The following is a 23,169-nucleotide window of genomic DNA, read 5'->3' as shown; positions in this document are numbered from 1 at the left end:
GCACACGGAGTATCGCTGGAGAAACAGAGCCAAAAATACCCTTTAGTCTCACCATTATTCACGTCGCAACAACGAGTATGGACTAGCCGTAAAGACCCTCTTGGCTGCTGTAGCGACCGCGACAACTGGGATCACCAAGACCGCCAGCAATGAGATCAGGATCGAGCCAACCAGGGGTGTATACCAAAAGCTATCTGAGATTTGGATACCCCCGACTTCCTGTCCGCCCAATAGAGCACCGGTGGCAACACGAATGATGTAATGTGCCCCGAAGGAAATAACGCCCACCAGCCCAGCAAACCAGGTGCTTTGCGCAGCCACTTCGGACAACAATCGACCTGAGCTAGCCCCGAAAGATTTCGCAACCCCGAAGTACAACTGCTGAGTCTGGGAGATAGTCCTCCCAATCCTAACCGAGAACAGCAAGACAATAAGCAGCGTGAGGATTGATAAGATGACGGCTACGGAGTACACAGCGTTGAACACCGGATTCGCTGCTCGTTTAAACTGTGCATAGGATGTTACTTTATAGTCCGCCTCCTGCAGAGTTTCTTGGACCTGTGCAATCGCCGCGAAGTCGTCCACTAAAATGTAGGCACGTTGGCCTTCGACTGGATCTAAGGCCGTACCCCGCTCATTCGAAGGTTCCTCCGAGCGTTTCCATTCTTGGACATCCTGCCAATTAGCATACGCTGCAGTAGGGCCGTCGTTACTTGGCTGAGAGGAATCGTAAGTCCCGACAACCCGAAGCGTGACCGGTACCCCCTCCACCGTCGAAGGAGTAACCGCCCGCTGATAGGTAAACGCAATTTCTCGTCCGACCAAGCCCTCCGTGTCCAGGTCTCCCAGAGGGTTAGGAAGTATAAGTTCGTTGCGTTGAAGCGGATACGAAACGCCACTCTCGACTTTCGGATCACGCCCTTCAAAGCTCGAATTAGCCCAGATAAGTCCAGTACCTGCCGAGGCTTGGATGTCTTCATCTATGGCGAGCAACCCAGCGCTCGACCAAGGAATAGTAGTGGCTACGTGGTCGAGCGATTTTATAAATTCAAGGTCACTTTCTAGGACAGGTTCTGCTCCATCGGCCTTTTCAACTTGCAATTGGCGCAGCTGTGGATCCGACTCGACCTCGTCTCCCAATAGCCGTCCCTGCGCTGACACCAATGCAACGATAACTTGCAAAACGGCCAATACAACCACAGTTAAGGCAAACAATGCCCACAGATTCGGCCAAACGCCTTTCCGCCATCTGACAAAGATCTCGTTCTTTTCTAAAACTCGCAATTCGCTTATCCCTTCAGCCGCTCACGATAAGGTTCGTTTTGCGCTAACACGCTGGACTGGGGCGCCGAGGTCTAAACGCTGATGGGAAGCGAAAATCAACAAACCGCCCTGCTTGACGTAGCTTTGTAAGCAGTCATTGACCATCTGACACGACTCATCATCTAGCTCAGCCAAAGGCTCATCGACGAAGAGCACCCTCGGCTCGGCAGCCAAAGCCCGCGCTAAACCCGCTCTTTTCAGCTGTCCCCCGGATAGGGTTTTGGCAGCCTGGTTTCTAACATCCCTGAGACCTAAGCGGTCCACGTAGCACGAGGCTGTTTCGTGGTCGGTAGCGAAAAGCAGTGCGTTTTCGACCACCGACAGATAAGGCTCGAGAAAGCCCCTCTGAAATTGAAACCCTACGTTGACCCGTTCCTTTAGTTCCTTTTCTGAGTATTCCCGAGTCCCAATTGAATACCGAACCTCACCCGAATCGGACTTTAAAATCCCACTAAGGAGCGCTAGCACCGTTGATTTTCCTGCACCGGAAGGGCCGTCAATCTGCACGGGCCCAGCGCTGCTTTCCATATCGGAAACCTCTATACCCGTAGTTCCCTCGGGCCGCCGAAAAGACCTAGAAAGCCCACTCCAACTTACAAAACTCACCATGGAAGCACTCCTGCAAATCTCAGATCCGCTGTAGTTTGGTACGAACAGCTCTCATTAGTAGGAACTCCGTCCCGGATGATGTCTGCAGAAATGCTTGCTCCATCGCAGGCTTGCCAGATTTTTTCGCCTTCCTGTCGGTTCTGCTCTACCGTTCGCTCGCCCACGTAGTTCTCCGCTTGAAGCGCCGCAGTTATCACGCTCGAAGGACCGGTATATGTGTCAACACTGTCTAAGACCTCGTCGGGCAACCCCTCCCAGGCCTCAGGTAATGTAGCCTTTTCGTCCAGCAAGTTCCTATTTGCCATTACTTGCAACGCGCGAAACTTTCCTTCGGCCGAACCAACACTCCACGGCTGCACTTGGCGACCTTCAATCGGGCACCCAAGGGTCTGAGCATTGGACAACACCGTAAGCTCCAATTCGACATTCTGTTCTGTTAGAACTCTAGGCCTGTCCTGGGTTGTACTGCACAGTTTCTCCTTAGTCACATCGTCCAGACCGTCGTTCAGATAGTGAAGGGTCGCTCCAGCAGCCAGTGCATCTTCCTGCGCCACGGCTTGATTGTCAATTACCTCTTCGAGTCGAGAGGCAAGTCGTTTTTCCGCCGGATCGCCTAGGGGTGCTTCCAAGACACGATAGGCATTGTGAGTTGCTGAAAGGTTTTCGGCGTCTGAAATTGCCGGATAACCGACACCGTCGAAGCGGCTTTCGAGCACCGACTCAATCATTCCCCCGCAGGCCTTGTCAATATTCTCGTTATACTTTGCCAGGTTTCCTAGTTGGTAAACTACCGAGGACTGCACGCGCTCCGGCCGGTTTACCGAACTACAATAATGCGTTAAATAGGACTCCGCTTTCTCCTCTTCTGATTTTCGTAGTCCAAACGTTTCAGCCGCCGGTGTGCTCGCAAGCTTCGTCACGCCCACGGCGTCAAAAAGCTGACCGAGATTTTCATTATCGAGCTCGGCCCCTCCATTGAACTCTTGCCTATCTTCAGCACAAACATCCAGGTCGTAGTTACCTTCAGCAGCCCTACTGTCCCTCAGTAGCCCTAAGTAGTAGTTATTACTGCAGATTATCTCGTTATGGTCTCGCACCCAGTCCTCAAACATCTCCTTGTCCTGCGGAGTAAAACCGTGTGCGGATTCGATCAAGAGCAAAATTCCAACTTGCTCTTGTTCCGGAAGAAACCGAACATCAGCCTGAGCCTCATCAAAATGAAGGTCTTTGTGCATCGCAAGCTTTTCGAAGATGGAAGGCAAGAGAGATAAGTCTTCGAACCTGTTCTTCAGTGCTTCATTAGTGCTGTTCCGCAAATTCGCTGTCTCTTGGAGGTAGAAGGTGTCCGACATTGTGGGTACCGGATCGATATCACCTTTCCTCGCATCCTCGAAGAATCCGTTGTCGCCGTTTCGGTAGGCCAGGATATCTTCCCTCACCTCCGAAGCAACTTTCGTGGAAGGCGTCTCAGCAGTCCCACAGGCCGCGATGGCGCCCGCGAGGAGTGCCATAAGAAAATAAAGCCGATACTTCTTTAAGCTCATGAAACTTGGAACTACTACCTAGACAGACGCGGAAGCTGACACCACGTTGCCATTCACTAAAGCACTGGCATTTGAGGCTGCAGATACGTACACCGTACCGACGCCGGCGCAGACATTACCTGAAATATAGGCACCCTTCTGCCCCTTATTGTTTGTAACTGAGTTTGAACCACTAGCACCATTAAACGTTGCCCCAGTACCGCTAAGGTTCACACCAAGGCCAACAGCATTGAAGTTCACGGAATTCTTCACCCACACCGGCTTCTGACTAGTCTCTGAGGAAGAGCGAAAATCCCCGCATCCTCGACCGTTCATTATTGTGCTGATCCACATATTTGCCGTTAAAGTTCCTCCGCCGCCAGGTACATTCGTAACACTCTGCTTAGAGTGCGCCGACGCTTCCGGAGCTGACAACAGAGAAAATGACATGAGAGCAACAGATAGAAGAGAAACCTTCTTGATCCAAACTTTTTGGGCGATCCCCATACCAGTAATCCTTTTTGACGATTGACTTGAAGTGACAACCGAACACTATCTTTTTCAAAGGAGTTTTATAACCGAACCCCCCCATGTGGGGGTATCTCTTTTGAATCGATGCGATGGAATACAAAGTACCGCCACCTTGTTTACCCTGCGGGCACAGCGCGCCCGCACCCGGACCGCTGCCCGCCCGCCGCGTCGCTAACCGGGCGTTAATACGGAAAAGGCCGGCGCTGCGAACCCCGGGAAGGGCGCAGCACCGGCCTTTGGCTTATTCGGCGGGGAATTAGCCGAAGATGTGTACCAGCTGGTTGCCGATGGCGACGACCAGACCGACGATCTCGCTGACGATGTCCAAAGCGCTGCTCAGAAGCATTTTTCCTCCACTATTACTCGGCGAGCCGGCCACGGGTGCCGGGGATTACTTTAGACATATCGTTCCCGGTGCCCGGTTTCGTTACATCGGGGCGATGGTGTGCTTCTTCGGCAGATCCCGCACGTCCTTGGTGGCCAGCTGGCGCAGGGCCTGGCGCAGGGCCAGCCGCGACTGGTTCGGCTGGATCATCGCGTCCAGGTAACCGCGCTCAGCGGCCACGTACGGCGCGGTCATGGTCTCGTCGTAGAAGTCCATGAACATCTTCTTGGTCATTGCGCGCTGCTCCGGGGTCTCGGCGGCCTCCAGCTGCTTGCCGGCGATCATGACTACGGCCGCGGCAGCGCCCATCACGGCGATCTGCGCGGTCGGCCACGCCAGGTTGATGTCGCCGGTCAGGTTCTTCGATCCCATGACGGCGTAGGCGCCGCCGTAGGCCTTGCGGACAATCAGCGAGACCTTCGGGACGGTTGCCTCCACCACGGCGAAGGCGAACTTCGCGCCGCGGTGAATCAGGCCGGCCTTTTCCTGGTCCACGCCCGGCAGGTAACCGGGTGTGTCGACCACGAAGACCAGCGGGATGTTGTAGGCGTCGCAGATGCGGATGAAACGCGCGCCCTTGTCCGCGGCGTCGGCGTCAATACAGCCGGCCAGGTGCATGGGGTTGTTCGCCACAAACCCGACGGCCTGGCCGTCGATCCGCCCGAAGGCGGTGATCATGTTCGGGGCGAAGTTTTCTTGTAACTCGATGAGCTCGTCATCGTCACCCAGCTGGCGCAGGAGTTCCTCCATGTCGTAGCCGGCGTTGGTGTCGTCGGGCATAAACGCGTTGAGCTCGTCGTCCTCGGCGACCTCCTCGTCGCTGGGAGCGGCGAAGACAGGAGCCGGGTCATAGCAGGTCAGCGGCAGGTGGTCCAGCAGGTCGCGGACCAAGTCGAAGGCTTCGTCCTCCGACTCGACCACGGCGGAGACGTTGCCGTTCTGTTCCTGCTGGCGGGCGCTGCCCAGCTCCGCGGAGGTCACGTCCTCGCCGGTGACCTCGCGGATGACGTTCGGGCCGGTGACATACATTTCCGCCTCGCCGTCGACGGCGATGACGAAGTCGGTGGTCACCGGGGCGTAGACCGCGCCGCCGGCGGACTTGCCCAGCATGATGGAGATCTGCGGGCTGCGGCCGGACAGCGGCAGCTGGCGGCGGGCGATCTCCGAGTACATGGCCAGGGAGGTCACCGCGTCCTGGATGCGGGCGCCGCCCGAGTCCTGGATGCCGATGACCGGGCAGCCGATCTTGATGGCCATGTCCATGACCTCGGTGACCTTCTTGCCAAAAGTCACGCCCACCGAACCGCCGTAGACGGTCTTGTCGTGCGCGTAGATGCACACCTGCCGGCCGTTGATGCGGCCGTAGCCGGTGACCACGCCGTCGGAGTAAATGGCCTTCGGGTCCCCCGGGGTTTTACCCAGGGCGCCGGTCTCCTCGAAGGAGCCGTCGTCGAGCAGTTCCTCGATGCGCTGGCGCGGGGTGGTGCGGCCGGCCTCGTCGCGGCGGGCGCGGGAGCGCTCGCTGCCCGGGTCCTGGGCCTTGTCCAGCCGGGCGCGCAGATCCGCGAGTTTCTCAGCGGTGGTTGCCACGAATCTTTACCTCGATCCAATCCTCGATGTGCTTGCCCACAATGCCGATTGCGGGCTCGTCCGGCACGGCCAGGTGGTCGCCGGGCAGCTGGACGATCTCTAGATCCTCCACGATAGCGCCCCAACCGCCGTCCGGGTCAATCTCGGCGTAGCGCGGTTCGAGCTCGATCGCGCCGTCGTGCATGCGCTCCGAGCGGAAAAGCAGCACGGGCACGTCCACGTCCGCCCAGCGGCGCATGTCCAGCTTGCCCAGGATCTGGTTGTCCACGAAGGAGGCGCGCTGGTGCTCCAGCACGCCGGCCGCCAGGCCGTGCTCCGAGGCGTCCGTGGTGGCCAAGAACTGCGCGAGCATATCCATCACGGCGTCCTCGCCGGCGGTCTCCAGCAGCTCGTAGGGCACCGGGAACTCCAGCCCGTAGGTCTTTTCCGCGAACGCAGCGTAGCGCTCCCAGCGGGCCTTGGTCTCCTCCAGGGTGTCCGGCGCCGGATCGGAGGGCTGGGTGGTGTCCAGCAGCGCGATGAACGAGACCTCGAGATCCTTGTTACGCAGCTGGTGCGCGACCTCGTAGGCCAGCGCGCCGCCAAAGGACCAGCCGCCGAGGACGACCTTGCGGCCGCGGGCGTACTTCTCGATGTCGGCGATGTAGGCCTGCGCGCGGTCTTCCAGGCTGCCCTCGAGGCGCTCGACGCCGTAGACGGCGACGTCCTCGGGCAGACGGCGCACCAGCGGCTGGTAGACCACCGTGGTCCCGCCGGCCGGGTGGAACATGAACACGGCCGGGCCGTCGGCCTCCCGCAGCACGCGGATGTTGCCCTCGACCTCGGTCTCCAGGCCCTCGCGGACCAGATCCGCCAGCGGCTCCAGCGTTTCCGCCTCGCGCACGGCCGCGGCGGTGACCTCGACGCCGGCGCGCTCGGAAAGCCGCTCGGCGATCCGGGTGGCCTGCTCCTCGGTCAGCTCCGGCAGCGGGCTGATCACACCGGCCGCCGCCTTCCCGGTAACCGAAGCCCAGGTGCCGAAGACCATGCGCTCGGAGGCGTCGCGCGGGGCCACGCCCACGCCGGCGCCGGCGCTCTTCTCGGTTTCCGCGGGGGCCTCGGCGGTTTCGGTCGGCTTGGCATCCTCGGTCGCGGCTGCGGCGGTCTCAACGCCGTCGGTCTCCCGGCCTTCGACGGCGGCGGTGACCATGTCGATGACGTCGGCCAGGGAGGCGTCGCGCAGCGCCTGGACCTGCAGCGGCGGGATCTGGAAGTCGTTTTCCACGCGGTTTTTGATGCGCATGCCCATCAAGGAATCCAGGCCGAGATCGATAAGCGGCAGCTCGCGCGGCAGATCGGTCACGTCGTAGCCCATGGACTCCGAGACGATCGCCGCCAGGCGATCCTCCACGGACTCCGTGGCCGGGTCCCAGCGCACGGCCTCGATGTCGGCGTCACCAGTCTGGTCAGCGGCGTCCGTCAGCGGGGCGTAATCCGGCAGGTCGGCCACGCCGGGCACGGACTTGGCCCCCAGGTCCAGGGAGGTGGCGAAACCTTCCGCGACCAGGGTCGTGGCGCCGTCGGCCACGGCATAGGCCGCGACGGCCACGCCGCCGAGCGACTTGGTCACCACGGTGGTGACCTCGCCCTGGGCGGGCAGCGTGCCGGGTTCTTCCACGGCAACGAGGTGGGCGCCCGGGGACACGGCATCGATAGCCGCCTCCAGCAGCGCCAGGGCGCTCGGGGCCTGATCGGCGTTAGTGGAAAAGGCGGTCTTGCCCTCCGGCAGGTTCACGCGCGTGCCCGGCAGGCCGGTGACCCCGGAGGACGGGCGGGCGTGGGTCCAGTAGCGCTGGCGCTTGAAGTGGGTGTGCGGCGCGTCGAGCACGGGTCCGTCGCCGAAGACAGCGCGGTAGTCCACCGGCGCGCCGGCGACGTAGAGCTTGGCCAGCAGGTCCAGCAGGGACACGCTCGGATCGACCTTGCGCTTGAGCGCGTAGAGCAGCTGCGCGTCCGCCTTGCCGACGGCGAAGGCGGTAGACATCATGCCCATCAGCGCCACCGGGTTCGGGGCGATCTCCACCAGCTGGGTGTGGCCGGCGGCAAAGGCCGCGCGGGTGGCGTCCTCCAGGAAGACCGGCTGGCGGGTCATGCGCAGCCAGTAGTCCTCGTCGTGGACGGTGGAACCCGGGCGGTAGACCTCGCCGCGGTCGACGGAGCTAAACAGCGTGGTGTGCAGCGGGCGGGCGGTAATGCCCGCGATGTCGCCCGCGAGCTCGCCGAGAATCGGGTCCACGGCCGAGGTGTGCCCGGCGCCCTTGACGTTGAGCGCGCGGGCGAACTTGCCCTCGCCCTCGAGCTTCTCCACCAGGTCCAGGACCTCTTGGCGGGGCCCACCCACGGTGGTCATGCCCGGGCCGGTGTAGACGGCCGGCTCGATGTTGCCGTCCAGGGCCGCGATGTCCTCCGCGGTCAGCTCGACGACGGCCATCGCGCCCTGGGTTTCCTCGGTCAGCTGGGCCTCGCCCTCGCCCATGAGGCGGGCGCGGTGGCAGGCGATCAGCATGGCGTCGTCAGCGCTGATGCCGCCCGCGGCGTAAGCCGCGGCGATTTCGCCCATCGACATGCCGATAACGCCGGCCGGGCGGGCGCCGAAGCTGGCCAACAGATCCGTCAGCGCGATCTGGATCGCGGTGATGGCCACCTGGGCGGTCTCGGTGTTGTAGGTCTGTTCGTCGTCGCGGACGATGTCCAGGATGGACCAGCCGGACTCGAAGTCCACGATCTGGTCCAGCTCCTCCAGGCGGGCCAAGAAGTCCGGGGACAGCGCGACGAGGTCCTTGACCATCTTGCGGTGCTGGGAGCCGAAGCCGGAGTAGACGAAGACCGGGCCCGGCACCGACGGGGAATCCGCGGCGGTGACCCCGACCGAGATCTTGCCAGCGGCGACCTGCCGCAGGCGGGAAATGGCCTCCTCCGGGTTGGTGGCGTTGACCACCGCGCGGGAGCGGGCGTGGTTGCGCCCGGCCAGGGAGCGGGCCAGCGCGAAGAGATCCGCGGTGCCCAGCTGCTGGTCCTCGAGGAAATCCGCCAGCGTGTCCGCCGCCTGGGCCCGGCGCGACGGCAGCAGGCCGGAGACCGGCAGGCTGACGGTGGCAGCGGCGGCATCGTCAGCGGTGTCGGTAATGGTGTCGGTAGTGGTATCGGCGGCGGAGGCGGTGGCGACCTGGGCGGCGCGCTGGTGCGGGGCGCCCTGGTAGTCGCTGAGCACGACGTGGGCGTTGGTGCCGCCGAAGCCGAAGCCGGACACGCCGGCCAGCTTGTGGCCGGAGTACTCGGGCCACTCGCGGGGGTCCTCGACAACCTCGAGCTTTTCCGCGTCGAAGTCGATGTAGCGGTTCGGCGCGGAGAAGTTGATGCTCGGCGGCAGGGTGTCGTGGCGCATGGCCTGGATGACCTTAATGAGGCCCACCACGCCGGCGGCGGACTCGGAGTGGCCGATATTGGACTTGGCCGAGCCCAGCAGCGTGGGGTTCTCCGCGCCGCGGTGGGCGCCCAGCACCTCGCCCAGGGCGGTGGCCTCGATTGGGTCGCCCAGGATGGTGCCCGTGCCGTGGGCCTCGACGTAGTCGACCGTGGCCGGATCGACCTCGGCGTCGGCGTAGGCGCGGTGCAGCACGTCGACCTGCGCCTCCGGGTTCGGGGCGGTCAGGCCGTTGGAGTGGCCGTCGGAGTTGATGGCCGAGCCCTTGATGACGGCCAGGATGTTATCGCCGGCGGCCTCGGCGTCGCTGAGCCGCTTGAGCACCAGCACGCCGCCGGCGTCCGCGCGCACAAAGCCGTCCGCGTCGTCGGAGAAGGCGTGGATGCAGCCCGTGGGCGAGATGACGCCGAGCTCGCCGAAGGCGGTAGAAACAAACGGGGAGGCCATGATGTTGATGCCGCCGGCCACGGCGACGTCGGCGTCGCCGTCGCGCAGACCGCGCACGGCCTGGTGGACGGAGACCAGCGAGGACGAGCAGGCGGTGTCCACGTTGACCGAGGGCCCGCGCAGGTCCAGCGCGTAGGAGATCCGGTTGGAGATGATCGCCGAGGAGGTGCCGGTCAGCGCGTACGGGTGCGCCTCCGCCGGGTCGGCGGTGATCAACATCCCGTAGTCATTGTTCGACGAGCCCATGTAGACGCCGGTGGCGGTCCCGCGCAGCTCGTTGGCCGGCAGGTGCGCGTCCTCGAGCGCCTCCCAGACCAACTCCAGCAGGATGCGCTGCTGCGGGTCCATATTGGTGGCCTCCACCGGGGACAGGCCGAAGAATTCCGCGTCGAAGCCGGCAATGTCGTCGATATAGCCGCCGGCGAGGTTCTGCTCGGCCATCTTCTGGGTCATCACCGGATCCGCGGCGTAGTCGGACCAGCGGCCGATGGGCAGCGGCCCCGTCGCGCCGCGGCCTTCGACCAGCATGTCCCAGAACTCGTCCACGTTGTTAGCGCCCGGGAAGCGGCCGGCCAGGCCGATGACGGCGATGTCCTCGTGGCCGCCGGCCGGGTTAATCCGGCGCGGGGCGGACGACGGCGCCGCCTGCTGGGCCGGGCCGTTAATCAGGCGGTCGGCCAGCTGGGCGACGGTCGGGTATTCGTAGGCGACCGTGGGGTCGAGATCCACGCCCACCAGGTTTTCCAGCTCGCCCGACAGCACCACGGCGTCGCGGGAGGACAGGCCGAAGTTTTCCAGCGGCTTAGAGTCGGTAATTTCCTCCGCGGGAACGCCCGTGGTCTGGGCTACCCAATTACGGATCCAATCACGCAACTGCTCTACGGTCATACGCCATGCTTTCTTTCGCTTACGTTCATTAAGGGGATCACAAAGAATAATCGTCTTTGGTGAAAATGCTCCACCTTAGGCTATCGAACTCGGGCCCCAAAACGTTAGTGGCAAGCGCCTGCCAGGCGGATGTGCAGGGCTTTGTTGAAGCCCCGCCGGGATTTAGCCGCGCTGGGCCAGGTAGTGCTTCTTGGCCACGCGGCGGGCGATCTTGCCCGAGGAGGTCCGGTTGATCTCGTGGGCCTGCTGGAAGACGATGTCGTCCGGGGTCAGGCCGTGGTGGGCGGAGACCGCCGAGCGGATGGCTTCGGCCGCCGCGGCGTCGCCGGAAGGCTCGGCCGTATCCGCGCGCTCGACCAGCAGGACCAGCTGCTCGGTGTCCGCGCCCTCGACGGAAAACGCCGCCACGGAGTCCGGGCGCACGTGCTGGCTGGCCTCCTGGACGGTGGACTCGATGTCCTGCGGGTAGTGGTTGCGGCCGGCCACGACAATGAGGTCCTTCAGGCGGCCGGTGATGTAGAGGTGGCCGTCCAGGATGGTGCCCAGGTCGCCGGAGGCCATCCAGTGGTCGTCCTCCGGGGCGCCGGCCACGCGAGTGTCGTCCAGGCGCTCACCCAGGGTGTTGCGGAAGGTCGCGGCGGTGTCCTCGTCGCGCTCCAGGTAGCCGGCGGCCATGTTTTCGCCGTGGGCCCACAGCTCGCCGATGACGCCGTCGGCGACCTCGGCCCGGGTCTCCGGGTCGACGATGGTCAGGTACTGCGGCTGCACCACCTGGCCGACGGAGGCGAAGGCCACGGTGTTCTCGGAAGCCTCGGCCACCTCGGCGCGGCCCTCGGCCAGGGCGGCGCGGTCGAAGTGGGTAATCAGCGGGCGCTCGTCGGTCTGCGGGGTGCTCACCAGGAGGGAGGCCTCCGCCAGGCCGTAGGACGGGCGCAGCGCGGTGCGCTTAAAGCCGTAGGGCTCGAAGGTGTTGAGGAAGCTGTCCACGGCGGACTCGGTAACCGGCTCGGAGCCGACGATGAGGCCGTCGATGTGGGACAGGTCCAGCTCCTCGCCGTCGGCCGGGGCGCCGTAGCGGGCGGCCAGCTCGAGCGCGAAGTTCGGGACCACGCCGTAGGTGGCCTGCAGCTTGTCATCGATCGGCTTGCGGTTGAGCTGGCCCACCCAGCGCTTCGGCTGCTGGATGAAATCGCGCGGGGACATCAGCTCGAAAGGCAGGCCCAGGATGGTCACGAACACCGTGAGGATAATGCCCATATCGTGGTGCAGCGGCAGCCAGGTGACCAGGCGCAGCGGCATCTTCAGCTGCGCGGCCCGGAAGATCTGCAAAACGTTGGTCAGAATGGAGCGGTTGGTCAGGATCACGCCGGCCGGGGTGCGGGTGGAGCCGGAGGTGTACTGCAGGAAGGCGGGCTGGTCCAGGGGCATGACCGTGGACATCGCCAGCTGCTGCTGGCCCTCCAGGGTGGCCGCCGGGTTCTGGTAGGACGCCGCCAGGCTGTCCGGCAGGGAGTCGACGGAGAGCACGCGCGGGCGCTCCCGGGAGGGCAGGTCGGCAAAGTGCTTGCGCACCGCGGCTGCCGATGCCCGGTTGGTCAGCACCAGTTTCGGCTGGGCGTCGGCGAAGACCGCCTTCAGGTGGTCGGCATGGCCCGGCTCGTTCGGATCGTAGAGCGGGATGGGCGTCATGCCGGCGTACAGGCCGCCCAGGAAGCCGAAGAGGTACTCCGGGGAGTTGCCGGCCAGGATGGCTACCCGGTCGCCCAGCTTGCCGACCTGCTGCAGGCGGGCCGCCACGGACTTGATGCGGGTGTTGACCTCCTGGCGCGAGTAGGTCACCAGCTGCCCCTCCCGGCTTTCGGAGTAATCCCAGAAGCGCAGGACCTTCCGGTCACCGCCGCCGGTCTGCAGATCGCCCTGGTAGAGCAATTCCGCGAGCCCGGCGAGGGTCAGTTGCGGCGCGAGGGTGATCTCCCCCTGGTCGTTGAAGAACTGGCCCATGGCGGCGTGCAAATCCATGTCAGTAACGCTCCTTGAAATCCGATTCGGTTTATTTTGCTACTAAAATTATCAGACGAGGCGGCCGCCGTGTTACACCGCGGGCGGCCGGTTCTAGATGCCGTCGATGATTCCCCGGGCCCAGCCGACCACCCAGTCGTTGGCGGTGGTTCCCTCCACCACGTGCGGGTTGGAGGCGTACTGGGCGTGCACGCCGTTGGCGGCGATGAGATCGCGGGCGCGGTCCAGGCCGTTGGCGGCATCGCGCGGGGCGTCGCAGATGGAGTCGTCCGGCGCGCAAATCTGGAAGGTGCGGTCGGCCAGCTCGCCGAAGCCGTTGGGGCGCGCACCGCGCATGGTCGCGCCCGGCACGATGGGCTGGACCAGCTTGCTGATCGGCTCCAGGGCGATCTCCGCGCCGATGCCGCCAACCTCGACGCCCGGGTTGATGCCCACGCCGGGCTCGCGGCGGCCGTCGGCGATAAGGGCCACGCCGGCCACCGACTCGGCCGGGACCGCGCCCGTGCCCGCGCCGATCTGGTCGGCGACGTCGCCCAAGATGACCGCACCCTGGGAGAAACCGGCCATGACGAACTTCGTCGCCGGGCAGGTCTCGTGCATGGTGCGCAGCTCGCCCTCCAGGGTGGAAGTGCCCTCCTGGCGGGAGTCGTCGTAGGACATCTCCTCCTGGGAGTTGATGTTCTTAAACTGCGCGGTGTACGGCAGGGTCCACACCTTCACGTCCTGCGGGGCGTAGGCCTGCTGCAGCGGCTGGGAAATCGACAGCATGAAAGAGCGCGGGTTGGCGGTCGGGTTGATGGGATCGTCGTCCGCCTTGGATTCCCAAGTGCCGGGGGCGGAGATGACCTCGACCCGCGGGCACCAGTCCGGCTGCTCCGGGGCGGCCGGCTCGTCCTCGCCGGGCTGCGTGGCCGGCGGCTCCGAAAGGTTGCTCGAGGAGGTGCTGTTGAAATAGTGCACCGCGGAGGCGCCCAGGATCACCAGCAGGATCACTACTGCTACCGCAGTAAGGGTCTTTTTCATGTGTTGTGCCTGTCTCGTCTAGCAGTAGGCGGAGCGCGCTTCGTCGGCCAGGAACCGGGTCAGCTCTTCGTAGTCCAGATCCGTGCGGCCCTGCTCGATGAGCTGGCCGGAAATCGCGTTCAGCGTAATGGGCTCTTCCTCCACGCAGACCCGCTGCGCGGCGGAGACCAGCTGCGCTTCCACGCCAGCCGTGTCGATGTCGCGCTCGCCCGCCGCGCCGAGGAAGTCGGCATCGCCCGCAGACGCGTCTGCCTCCGGGGAGGGGATCTCGGAGATCTCTTCGGCCCCGCGGTCCTCCGGGGCGCGGCCGCCGGCCGGGGCCGGGGCGGAAGGCTTGGTGCTGCTTTCGGCCGACTCCGACTCGGAGGCGGATGCCGACTCGGACTCCGAGCCGCGGTCCAGCGGCGCCACCGAGGTCGGGGCCTCGGCCTCGTTATCGTTGTCGACGGTGGCGGAACCGCAGGCCGCCAGGCCCAACGATGCCGCCGCGGCCAGACCCGCAATCAATTTTCGCATGGCGCTGATGGTACTCCTTCCGGCTGGCGTTTAGGACTTCTGCACGCGGCCGAAGATCTCGCTCAGGGTGCCGTTCTGGAACTTCTGGGTCAGGCCGCCGGCCGGGATCTGCTCCGTGTCCGAGGTCGGGTAGCCCATCTCGCCCTGCTCGAAGCCGCGCTTGCCCCAGGCGTCGAAGATCTTGCCGTACATGATGAAGTGCGCGCCGGTCTTCGGGGACCAGTAGATGTTGCCGTGCTCGAACTCCTGGAAGGCGCCGCCCTTGATCTTGATCTCGTCGCTGGTCGGGAAGCCCAGGCCGGTGGTCGCGCCGCCCATCTCCTTGTACTTGGCGCCGATGGCGCCGTGGACGATGTGGTGGGAGTTGTCCGGGTTACGGGTCAGGACACCGTTCTCGAACTCCTGCTGGAAGCCACCGTTGACCTCCTGCGGTGCGGAGGTCGGGTACTTGAGATCCCCGCCTTCCCAGCCGTTCTTGCCCCAGGCCTCGACCATGTCCTTCGGGATGGCATAAGCGCCGGTCTGGGCGGTCCAGTAGATGGAGCCGTTCTCAAAGTGGACGAAGCGGCCGCGCTGATCCGGGGTCTTTTCCTCGTTGGTCAGCGGGAAGCCCAGCCAGGAGCCCGGGCCACCCATCTCGCTGTAGCGAGCGTTGATGCGGCCGACCAGCGCCTTGGCGCCGGTCTCCGGGGACCAGTACGCGGTGCCCGCGCTGAAGTCCTGGGCCTTGCCGTTATCGCCGGCGTCGTATTCGTTGTTGACGCACTCGCCGATGGTGCCGGACTTGGTGGCCGCACCGATGGCGCCGATGGCCTGGCAGTCCGCCCCGCGATCTTCCTTGGGGATGGCCAGGGCGTCCGCGATGGACGGCCAGGCCTGCTGCATCTCGAACTGCCAGTATTCCCAGCTGTGGACGCCGGACGGGCGGAAGTGCGCCTCCGGCTGCACGCCGGCGCGCTCGGCGTACTTCATGAAGGTCCCGCCGGACATGCGGGAGATGGTCTCCAGGCCGATACCGGCCACGTTGGCCGGTCCCTTGGCAACGGACTTGGGGTTGCCGAAGTCATCCTTGCCGGAGCCGGCGGAGATGTAGACCTTCATGTCCTTCAGGTTTTCGATGCCCAGCTTCGGGTCGTGGTCGATCCAGTCCTGGGAGCCCGGCGGGCCCCACATGGCGTCCGAGTTGTAGCCGCCAGCGTCCAGCTGCGCGGCGCGGATGGCGGCCGGCATGCCGCTGCTGGTGGTGTCCAGGTAGCCGGAGAAGGAGCCCACGAAGTCGAACAGGTGCGGGTTGCGCTCGGCCAGGTTGACCGCGGCGGTACCGCCCATGGAGATACCCGTCACGGCGCGCTTGTGGTTGGAGCGGTACTCGTTGTCCAGGATCGGCACCAGTTCCTGGGTCAGGAAGGTCTCCCACTTGTAGTGGGTGCCGTTGTCCGGGCGCTGCCAGTCGGCGTAGAAGGAGGACTCGCCGCCCACCGGCATGATCAGGTTGACGTTGCGGTCGGCGTACTGGTTCAGGATGTTGGTCTCGATGGTCCAGCCGGACTCGTCGTCGCGGGCACGCAGGCCGTCCAGGGCCCAGACCTCCGGGAAGGTGGCCTCCGGGTTGGAGTACCAGTCACGCGCCAGCTGGATCTGGACCTTCTGCAGCTTGTCCGGCATGGCCGCAGACTTGATGTAGACCATCAGGTGGCGGTTGGTCAGGTATTCTACGCGCTCGATGTCCACGCCCTCCGGCAGGCCTTCGACGTCCGGGTAGGTGGTGTCAATCGGGGTGCGCTTCGGCGGCGCCGCCGGGGCGAAAGAATCCGACAGGCTCGACCCGGACGAGGAGGAGCTGAGATCCCCCAGGCTCTGCTGGGCGGTGGCGTTAGGCAGCAGGGCGATGCCGACGGCCAGCGCCGTGGGCAGGGCCGCGGCGGCCAGCCCGCGGCGGGTACGAGTCTGGTACGTGTTGCGCGCCTGGCGCGGGGAGGGCTTCGGAGCGGATGTGCGCATGGAGGTATCCTTGACGTTCGACTAGTAGACAGACAGCGATGGAGTCCCAGCCAAAAGAGCCAACGAGGCAGCGCTCGCCGAAAACACGGCCAGCGCACCCGGAAACTCACGCAATCCGAAGGTTCCCCTCCTCCGGAGCACGTACCTGGGTTGTTGTGCGCTCAAGTTTAAGTTCAACTTGAGACTTTTCCTAGCCGACACGCCCGAAGTCACATTCTTCATCCCGAAATACAAATATTCCCCGCGCTAGCCCTAGCGCGGGGAATATTGAAGTTCTGGTGCAGGTCTACGACCGACTTACCAAGCGTTCATCACGTTGAGGACGCGCGGCTTGGTCTTGTCCAGCTGTCGGCCGAACTGGTTCCAGTTGTGCAGGCCGACGTTCGGGTAATCCGTGGTCAGGTTGACGCCGTCGGCACGGGCCTTGAGCTCGTACAGCCGGGTCGAGACCATGGAGAAGGCCTCCAGCGCAGCGCCCGATGCCTGGTGCTGCGGCAGGTACTTCTCATCGCCCGGGCCCGGGATACCGGAGGCGGCGGAGACGTAGACGTCCTTGCCGCGCAGGCCGGAGGTCAGGTGGAACGGGTCGTTCTCAAAGCGGCGCGGGCTGATCAGGGTGCCGTACATGGCGTTGATGTTGAACCCGCCGGCGTCCAGCATGGCCAGGCGCATGAAGGTCTGGGCGCCCGGCAGCGTGGTGGTCAGGTAGCCGGAGAAGGACATGGCCTGACGGAACTGGTTCGGGTGCTTGCTGGCCAGGACCATGGCCGAGGTAGCGCCCATGGACAGGCCCGCGATGGAGTTGTTGTTGCGGGCAACGCCGAAGTTGCGCTCCAGGTAGCCCGGCAGCTCCTGGGTCAGGAAGGTCTCCCACTTGTAGTTGACCGGGTTGGTCAGGTCGTAGGTGGCCGGGCCTTCCCAGTCGGCGTAGAAGGAGGACTCGCCGCCGACCGGCATGACCAGGGTGATGTTGTGCGGCTCGTAGGTGGCCGCCGCGTTCACGTCGTTGACCCAGGCGTTGGTGCGGTCGGTCGCGCGCAGGCCGTCCAGCAGGTAAAGGCCGGCGTTGCCGCCGCGCTTGGCCGGCTGGATCTGGACCGGGATGTTGCGGCCCATGGACTGGGACCACACGTCGCAGCGCTGGACCCACCAGCCCACGCGGTCCCAGTCGCAGAGGCCGGTGGCGTCGGCGCGCAGGTAGTCACGCGGGGCGGCTTCTGCCCGCTGCGGGCCAGCCACCGCGAGCATGGTGACCACCATGATAATGGCCGCGACCACCGCGGTGACCCGGCGGGACGCGCGGGAGGCGAAAGACGTCAGTGTCATGTCTCTCCTTGCTTGTGTACTTTTTGTTTCAGTTTTTACCGAAGGGTTCCTTCAGTACTTATCGATCGCAAGCAAAGTTGCGTTAACAATCACGAAGTTATAACAGTGCCTGAGATTCTAGACGATTGCTGTCAATTTGTCTCATTCCGGCAGCTGACTGGGGACTACTTGAGGTAGTCCTGTGCGTTGTCTGTAAACTGCAGCGTCCGCCCATCGGTCAGGGAGAACTTGATGTTTTCGAAGAACCGCTCCGCATCCAGCGGGTCGCGATAAGTCGCGAAAAGCTCCTGGAAATCCGGGTGCTCGAGGGCCCGGCGGTTCTTAGCGACCTCGTCCTTGTCGTACCACGCGGGCAGCTCGTCGATGTCCACCGCGGAATCCGCGGCCTGCCAGCTAAGCGGCAGGGACTTGTCGTGGCCAATGCGCCCGTCCTCGATCCGCGGCTGCCGCGCGGCCAGCGGCGTGGCCAGCCCAATGTTGTCCAGCACGCGCACGTTCAGCGGCGAATGCATCGAGGACATGCCCATGTTGATCAGGTACAGCGTCGGCGGGTCGTTGCGGCGCTCGTCCCGGGCCGCCGTCATCCAGGCGTTGTCCTCTACCGAGTCGCCGGTGAGGTAGCGGATAGCCAGCGCGTCGCCACGCTCCAAGCCGCTGATCGCGTCGTCGAAGCCGCGCAGCAGGCGCATGTTCTGGAAGTCCTCCGCGTCCTTCGGCGGGTCCCCCAGCTGACGCTTGGTGGCATAAGTCCAGTAGTCGCGCTCGTCGACGATGGAGATTTCCCCCTGGTAGACCCGCCAGTCCACCGGGTGCCCGCGCCAGGCAATAACCACGGCCCAGACCGCAATCCCGGCCACGCCGGCGGCGGCCCAGTAATCCCGCACCGGCAGCACGAAGACCGGCAGCAGGAGCGCGAAAAGCGGCAGCAGCAGCATGCGCCCGTGCATGAAGTCGCCGCCCACCCGCAGCACGTAGAGCATGTGAATGAGCGCGCAGCTGACCATCAACGCCACGACGACGGGCTGGCTGCGCAGCGCGGAGAAGTGCGCGTCGCCGCGGAACTGGTAGGCGGCCAGCGCCGCCAGCACCAGCAGGGGCAGCCAGAGCCAGTAGGGGCCCACGAGGTCGCCGAGGTAGTTGAAGCCGGCGCCCCAGGCGGCATCGGCAGCCGACTTGGCCACGGCCGTGTGCGGGGTCAGCAGGCCGTAGTAGCCCATGCGGAAAACCTGGTAGGCCAACGGCAGCGGCAGGGCCGCGCCCAGGATGCCCGCCCAGTGCGCCGGGCGGCGGTGGGCCACCAGCAGGACGATGCCCGTCAGCCCGCCGTAGAGCGCCAACTCCGGGCGCACCAGCCAGGACAGGCCGGCCCAGAAGGCCACCAGGTAGGGGTTGGCCCCGCGCACCCAGCGGGTCAGCAGCCACCACAACACCGCCAGGTAGAAGATGGACAGGCCCCACTCCAGGCCGGAGGTGAAAAAGTCCCGGGCCGGCGGCAGCGCCAGGTAGACCAGCGCGCCCGCGGGCAGGACCAACGCGCGGGTGGCGTGCCGCCCGCCGGTGTTGTGCACCTGCGCGGTCGACCACGTGCCGACCACCAGGGCGGCCACGGACAGCGCGATGGCCAGCCACATGGCGATGGCCTCCAGCTGGGCGCCGGTGACCAGGCGGCCCAGGTAGATCAGGTACTGCCACAGCGTGGAGGTATTGGCCTCCACCCGCTCCCCCGCGTTGAAGACCGGGCCGTTGCCGGCCAGGAGGTTGCGGACGGTGCGCAGCACGATGAGGCCGTCATCGGCCATCCACCGGCGCTGCCACGCCGCGAAGAAGGTAATCGCCCCGATAGCTACACTGCTGGCCACCACCGAAATCTGGGCCGCACGGGGACTACCGATTTTTTGCATAACAGAGCAGGTTACCAGCTGGTCCCCAAATTAGATCATCGGGAAAACGTAGACCGCCATGGCAATACAAGCCAGCCAGAGCAGCGCCAGGATCTGCAGGACGCGGTCCTCCAGCGCGATCTCGTCCGGCGCCCCGCCGTGTCCGCGGTCGACGTCCGCGGCGTAGCGCAGGATAGCGATGGTAAACGGCACCATGGAGACCTGGTACCAGATGCCGGCCACACCCTCGGCCTGGTTGGAGAGCTCGAAGCCCCACAGGGTGTAGGACATCACCACGGCGGTGGCCGCCAGGGTCCAGACGAAGCGCAGGTAGGTAGGTGTATAGCCTTCCAGCGACTTGCGGATCTTCGCGCCGGTGCTCTCCGCCAGCAGGATCTCCGAGTAGCGCTTGCCGGAGGCCATGAACAGCGAACCGAACGCGGCGACCAGCAGGAACCACTGGGACAGCTCGATGCCCGCGGCGACGCCGCCGGCCATCGTACGTAGCATAAAGCCGGAAGAAACCAGCGCGATATCGATCACCGGCATGTGCTTCCAGCCGAAGCAGTAGCCCAGCTGCAGCGCGATATAGACCGCGATGACCAGCGCCAGTTCCACGCCGGCGGTGGCCAGCAGCGACAGGCCGATGGCGCCGACGATGAGCACCGCCGCCATGACGTAGGCCAGCTGCACCGGCAGCACGCCGGCGGCAATCGGCCGGAAGCGCTTGGTCGGGTGCGCGCGGTCGGCCTCGACGTCGCGGGCGTCGTTGATGAGGTAGATGGACGACGCGCCCATGCAAAAGACCACGAAGGCCAGCAGGACGTCCAGCAGCACGCGGCCGTGGAACAGCGCGTCCGCGCCCGCCGCGGCCGGGGCGGCCAGCACGAGCACGTTTTTGACCCACTGCTTGGGGCGCAGGGCCTTGACCATGCCGTCGGCGAGGTTCTTCGGCGGCTTGCGCTTCCGGCCCGTGTCTACGCCGGAGGTATGAGGCTCCGAGTGAAAGAAGCTCTGGTTGCCGTCATCGTGCGGATGGGCGCTCATGCGGTTTTCCTTTCCAGCCGGCTTACAACCTGCGCCGTGGTGGCCCCCAGCAGGGCGCCCACGGCAGTATCAGAGGGATAATGCACCCCCAGCACCATACGCGAAGCCATCATCACCGGCACGCCCAGCCAGAAGCTGCGGTTGCCGGTCACGCGGGCGGCCGCCACGAGGAAGGCCGTGGTCGACGTCGAGTGCGAGGACGGGAAGGACAGGCGCGAGGGCGTTTTCACCCCGACCCGCACGTAGCTGTAGTCCGGGCGGCGCCGGCGCACCACGCGCTTAATCACTACCGATGCCGCGTGCGCGCCAAAGGCCGCCACGCCCACCCCGGCCCACTGGCGGCGCCGGGGCTTATCGATGCCCGCCGCCAGCGCCGACAGCGCCATCCAGCCGAGCGCGTGCTCGCCGAAGTGGCTCAGGCCCCGCGCGGTCGGCACAACGCCGGGCACGTCGAAGGCGACGTCCTGGATGGCCTGGAGGACGTGCGACTCGGCATCGTTGAGCTTGGAAATGCTACTCAAAGATCTTCCTCCAGGATTCGCGGCTGGTCAGCGTCGGCAGGGCGGCGCGGTAGGTGAAACGCAGTTCGTCGAAGTTGTCCTCGATCTCCTTGAGCAGCTCGCGGGTCTGCTTGACTAGGTCTTGGGCCAGCTCGCGGTCGCGCTTGCGGAAGGCCACGCCGGTGCCGCCGGCGGTCGAGACCGTCGCCGAGTCCAGGCGCGACAGCGTGAACCAGCGCGCCTCCTCCGGCGTCAGGTTCAGCTGCGGGGCCGCGTGGTGGGCCGGGTCCTCCTTGCTGGCCAGGTGCTTGATGCTCTGGAACAGCCAGGGCAGCTTCTTGATCTTGCCCAGGCGGCCGCCAATGTTGCGGGTCGGCACGCCCGGCGCGCCCGTCGGGGCCGGCAGCTCGGAAGCCGAGGGCAGGATCTGCGCGTCGGAGTATTCGGAACGGATCTTGTTAATCCGCGGCAGGGAGGACTCCAGGATGTCGAAGAGCTGGTCCGGGCCGGCCAGGAAGTCCCGCATGGCCTCCAGCTGGATGGCCATGGTGGAGTACTCCATGCACATGGTGTGCTTGAGCGTGGACTTGAAGATGGAGCGGGTGATACCGCGCGGGTCGCCGTCGTGGTAGATGGCCGCCACGATCAGGCGGTTGCGCAGGTGGAAATAGGCCTGCCAGTCGATGGCGTCGTCCTTGTCCGCCCAGGCCATGTGCCAGATTGCCGCGCCCGGCCAGGTCACGGTCGGGAAGCCGGCGCGCCCGGCGCGCAGGGAGTACTCGGTGTCGTCCCACTTGATAAACAGCGGCAGCGGCTGGCCCATCTTTTCGGCCACCACGCGCGGGAACAGGCACATCCACCAGCCGTTGTATTCCACGTCGACGCGGCGGTGCAGGGCGCGCGAGTCGTATTTGTTGGGGTCCTTGTGCGATTGGGCATCGCCAATAGCCGAGAGCGGGTACTTGGCGAAGTCGTGGTCATAGACCGCGTGCGGGGCCGGGCCCCACATGAAGTCGGACTTGTTGACCTGCTCGCCGGTGGTGCGCAGCTGGCTGCGCTCCTGCAGGTTGAGCATCTGACCGCCGACGATGATGGGGCGCGCCGCGTAGCGGGCCGCCTGCACCGCGCGCAGGATGGAGTCCGGCTCGATGGCGATGTCGTCGTCCATGTAGAGGATGAACGGCGCGTCGGTGTTCTCGATGGCCTCGAACATGATGCGGGAATACCCGCCGGAGCCGCCCAGGTTGCCCTGGCGGAACTCGCGGAAGCGCTCGCCGAAGTGGGCGACGGCCGCGTCGTAGCCCGGCTCGTCCGCCGGGTGCTGGTTGCCCTGGTCCGGCATGAGAACGTAGTCGATGATGCCGTCGACGACCGGGTCCTCGGCCAGCGCCTGCAGGGCCGCCACCGCGTCCGTCGGGCGGTTGAAGGTCGGGATGCCCACGGCCACGCGCTTGTCCGCGGCCGCCTGGGTGGTGCCGTCGGGCAGCACCTGCTCGCCCGGGGCGTGCGGGGCGCACCAGGCGACCTGGGACAGTTCGGTTTCGGTCTCGGCGGTCACGTCGAACCACAGCCAGCCGCCGTCCTCGAAGTTCTTCAGCGGCAGCTCGAAGTGGTGCTCGCCGTCCTCGACCAGGTGGTTGGCCACGCCGATGCGCTGCCCGTTTTCCTTGGAGCGGTACACCGAGACGTTCGCCTGGCCCTTAACGTGCAGCGACAGGACGATGGAATCCAGCTGCGACCAGCGGCGCCAGTAGGACGCCGGGAAGGCGTTGAAGTAGGTCTCGAAGGAGACCTCCTCGCCGGCCGGGATGGTCAGGGTGGTGCGGTCGTGCCAGCTTAAGCGCTGGCGGTTCTGCGGAGACTCAATGAGGTAGAGCATGCGCACGTCGTTCGGCTCGCCGCGCTTGGGCAGCAAGACGCGTTGCACTGCTTCAAATTCCTGGGGGTAAGTCACGATGGCTTCTTTTTCTCCAAACGTTTTTTACACTCTTCTAGCGTGTAAGGGTAGTGCCCCCAGCCGCCCAGCACGTTCTCACACACGGTCATGGGTCGGAATTCACAGCCGCCCGCCCGGATCCGGCAAGCGCACAAAAGCCCC

The 23,169-nt window shown here is 65.0% G+C and carries 15 protein-coding genes; all 15 read right to left on the bottom strand.

Annotated features, from left to right (window positions below):
- Positions 1-54: 54 nt before the first annotated feature.
- A complete protein-coding gene (locus QQS53_RS11670) occupies positions 55-1,284 on the bottom strand; it encodes an ABC transporter permease family protein (protein ID WP_472775978.1) in 1,230 nt (409 codons plus the stop codon).
- A gap of 21 nt (positions 1,285-1,305) precedes the next feature.
- Complete coding sequence (locus QQS53_RS11665; protein WP_472775977.1) at positions 1,306-1,851, bottom strand: ATP-binding cassette domain-containing protein; 546 nt, start codon at positions 1,849-1,851, stop codon at positions 1,306-1,308.
- 74 nt (positions 1,852-1,925) lie between these two features.
- A complete protein-coding gene (locus tag QQS53_RS11660; RefSeq protein WP_472775976.1) occupies positions 1,926-3,476 on the bottom strand; it encodes a hypothetical protein in 1,551 nt (516 codons plus the stop codon).
- 18 nt (positions 3,477-3,494) lie between these two features.
- Positions 3,495-3,962, bottom strand: coding sequence for a hypothetical protein (locus QQS53_RS11655; protein ID WP_472775975.1), 468 nt, complete (start codon positions 3,960-3,962; stop codon positions 3,495-3,497).
- 451 nt (positions 3,963-4,413) lie between these two features.
- On the bottom strand, positions 4,414-5,961 hold the full coding sequence (locus QQS53_RS11650; RefSeq protein WP_472775974.1) for an acyl-CoA carboxylase subunit beta: 1,548 nt from the start codon (positions 5,959-5,961) through the stop codon (positions 4,414-4,416).
- Positions 5,945-10,759, bottom strand: coding sequence for a polyketide synthase Pks13 (gene pks13, locus QQS53_RS11645; protein WP_472775973.1), 4,815 nt, complete (start codon positions 10,757-10,759; stop codon positions 5,945-5,947). The genes QQS53_RS11650 and pks13 overlap by 17 nt, the downstream gene beginning before the upstream one ends.
- 162 nt (positions 10,760-10,921) lie before the next feature.
- Complete coding sequence (locus tag QQS53_RS11640) at positions 10,922-12,778, bottom strand: FadD32-like long-chain-fatty-acid--AMP ligase (protein ID WP_472775972.1); 1,857 nt, start codon at positions 12,776-12,778, stop codon at positions 10,922-10,924.
- Positions 12,779-12,871: 93 nt separating this feature from the next.
- Positions 12,872-13,801, bottom strand: coding sequence for a cutinase family protein (locus QQS53_RS11635; RefSeq protein ID WP_472775971.1), 930 nt, complete (start codon positions 13,799-13,801; stop codon positions 12,872-12,874).
- Positions 13,802-13,819: 18 nt separating this feature from the next.
- On the bottom strand, positions 13,820-14,317 hold the full coding sequence (locus tag QQS53_RS11630; RefSeq protein WP_472775970.1) for a hypothetical protein: 498 nt from the start codon (positions 14,315-14,317) through the stop codon (positions 13,820-13,822).
- Between the two features lie 30 nt (positions 14,318-14,347).
- A complete protein-coding gene (locus QQS53_RS11625) occupies positions 14,348-16,318 on the bottom strand; it encodes an alpha/beta hydrolase-fold protein (protein ID WP_472775969.1) in 1,971 nt (656 codons plus the stop codon).
- 297 nt (positions 16,319-16,615) lie between these two features.
- Positions 16,616-17,644 carry an alpha/beta hydrolase gene (locus QQS53_RS11620; RefSeq protein ID WP_472775968.1) on the bottom strand — a complete coding sequence of 343 codons (1,029 nt, stop codon included), beginning with the start codon at positions 17,642-17,644 and terminating at the stop codon, positions 16,616-16,618.
- Positions 17,645-17,808: 164 nt separating this feature from the next.
- Entirely contained in the window at positions 17,809-19,545 is a 1,737-nt protein-coding gene (locus QQS53_RS11615; RefSeq protein ID WP_472775967.1) for an arabinofuranosyltransferase AftB family protein, read from the bottom strand.
- A gap of 30 nt (positions 19,546-19,575) precedes the next feature.
- Positions 19,576-20,571 carry a decaprenyl-phosphate phosphoribosyltransferase gene (locus QQS53_RS11610; protein WP_472775966.1) on the bottom strand — a complete coding sequence of 332 codons (996 nt, stop codon included), beginning with the start codon at positions 20,569-20,571 and terminating at the stop codon, positions 19,576-19,578.
- On the bottom strand, positions 20,568-21,092 hold the full coding sequence (locus tag QQS53_RS11605; protein ID WP_472775965.1) for a phosphatase PAP2 family protein: 525 nt from the start codon (positions 21,090-21,092) through the stop codon (positions 20,568-20,570). Before QQS53_RS11605 ends, QQS53_RS11610 begins: the two co-directional genes overlap by 4 nt.
- Positions 21,085-23,025, bottom strand: a complete 1,941-nt coding sequence (locus tag QQS53_RS11600; RefSeq protein ID WP_472775964.1) for a glycosyltransferase — start codon at positions 23,023-23,025, stop codon at positions 21,085-21,087. The genes QQS53_RS11605 and QQS53_RS11600 overlap by 8 nt, the downstream gene beginning before the upstream one ends.
- Between the last annotated feature and the right edge of the window lie 144 nt (positions 23,026-23,169).

This window comes from Corynebacterium sp. 2571A, from assembly GCF_055700935.1.
The sequence above is the reverse complement of the archived record's forward strand: the minus strand, read 5'-3'. Positions and strand labels throughout refer to the sequence as shown.

Excerpts from the sequence above, each read along its gene's own strand:
- QQS53_RS11665 (WP_472775977.1), bottom strand. The coding sequence starts at position 1,851 with ATGGAAAGCAGCGCTGGGCCCGTGCAGATTGACGGCCCTTCCGGTGCA.
- QQS53_RS11660 (WP_472775976.1), bottom strand. The coding sequence starts at position 3,476 with ATGAGCTTAAAGAAGTATCGGCTTTATTTTCTTATGGCACTCCTCGCG.
- QQS53_RS11655 (WP_472775975.1), bottom strand. The coding sequence starts at position 3,962 with ATGGGGATCGCCCAAAAAGTTTGGATCAAGAAGGTTTCTCTTCTATCT.
- pks13 (WP_472775973.1), bottom strand. The coding sequence starts at position 10,759 with ATGACCGTAGAGCAGTTGCGTGATTGGATCCGTAATTGGGTAGCCCAG.
- QQS53_RS11640 (WP_472775972.1), bottom strand. The coding sequence starts at position 12,778 with ATGGATTTGCACGCCGCCATGGGCCAGTTCTTCAACGACCAGGGGGAG.
- QQS53_RS11635 (WP_472775971.1), bottom strand. The coding sequence starts at position 13,801 with ATGAAAAAGACCCTTACTGCGGTAGCAGTAGTGATCCTGCTGGTGATC.
- QQS53_RS11630 (WP_472775970.1), bottom strand. The coding sequence starts at position 14,317 with ATGCGAAAATTGATTGCGGGTCTGGCCGCGGCGGCATCGTTGGGCCTG.
- QQS53_RS11625 (WP_472775969.1), bottom strand. The coding sequence starts at position 16,318 with ATGCGCACATCCGCTCCGAAGCCCTCCCCGCGCCAGGCGCGCAACACG.
- QQS53_RS11620 (WP_472775968.1), bottom strand. The coding sequence starts at position 17,644 with ATGACACTGACGTCTTTCGCCTCCCGCGCGTCCCGCCGGGTCACCGCG.
- QQS53_RS11615 (WP_472775967.1), bottom strand. The coding sequence starts at position 19,545 with ATGCAAAAAATCGGTAGTCCCCGTGCGGCCCAGATTTCGGTGGTGGCC.
- QQS53_RS11610 (WP_472775966.1), bottom strand. The coding sequence starts at position 20,571 with ATGAGCGCCCATCCGCACGATGACGGCAACCAGAGCTTCTTTCACTCG.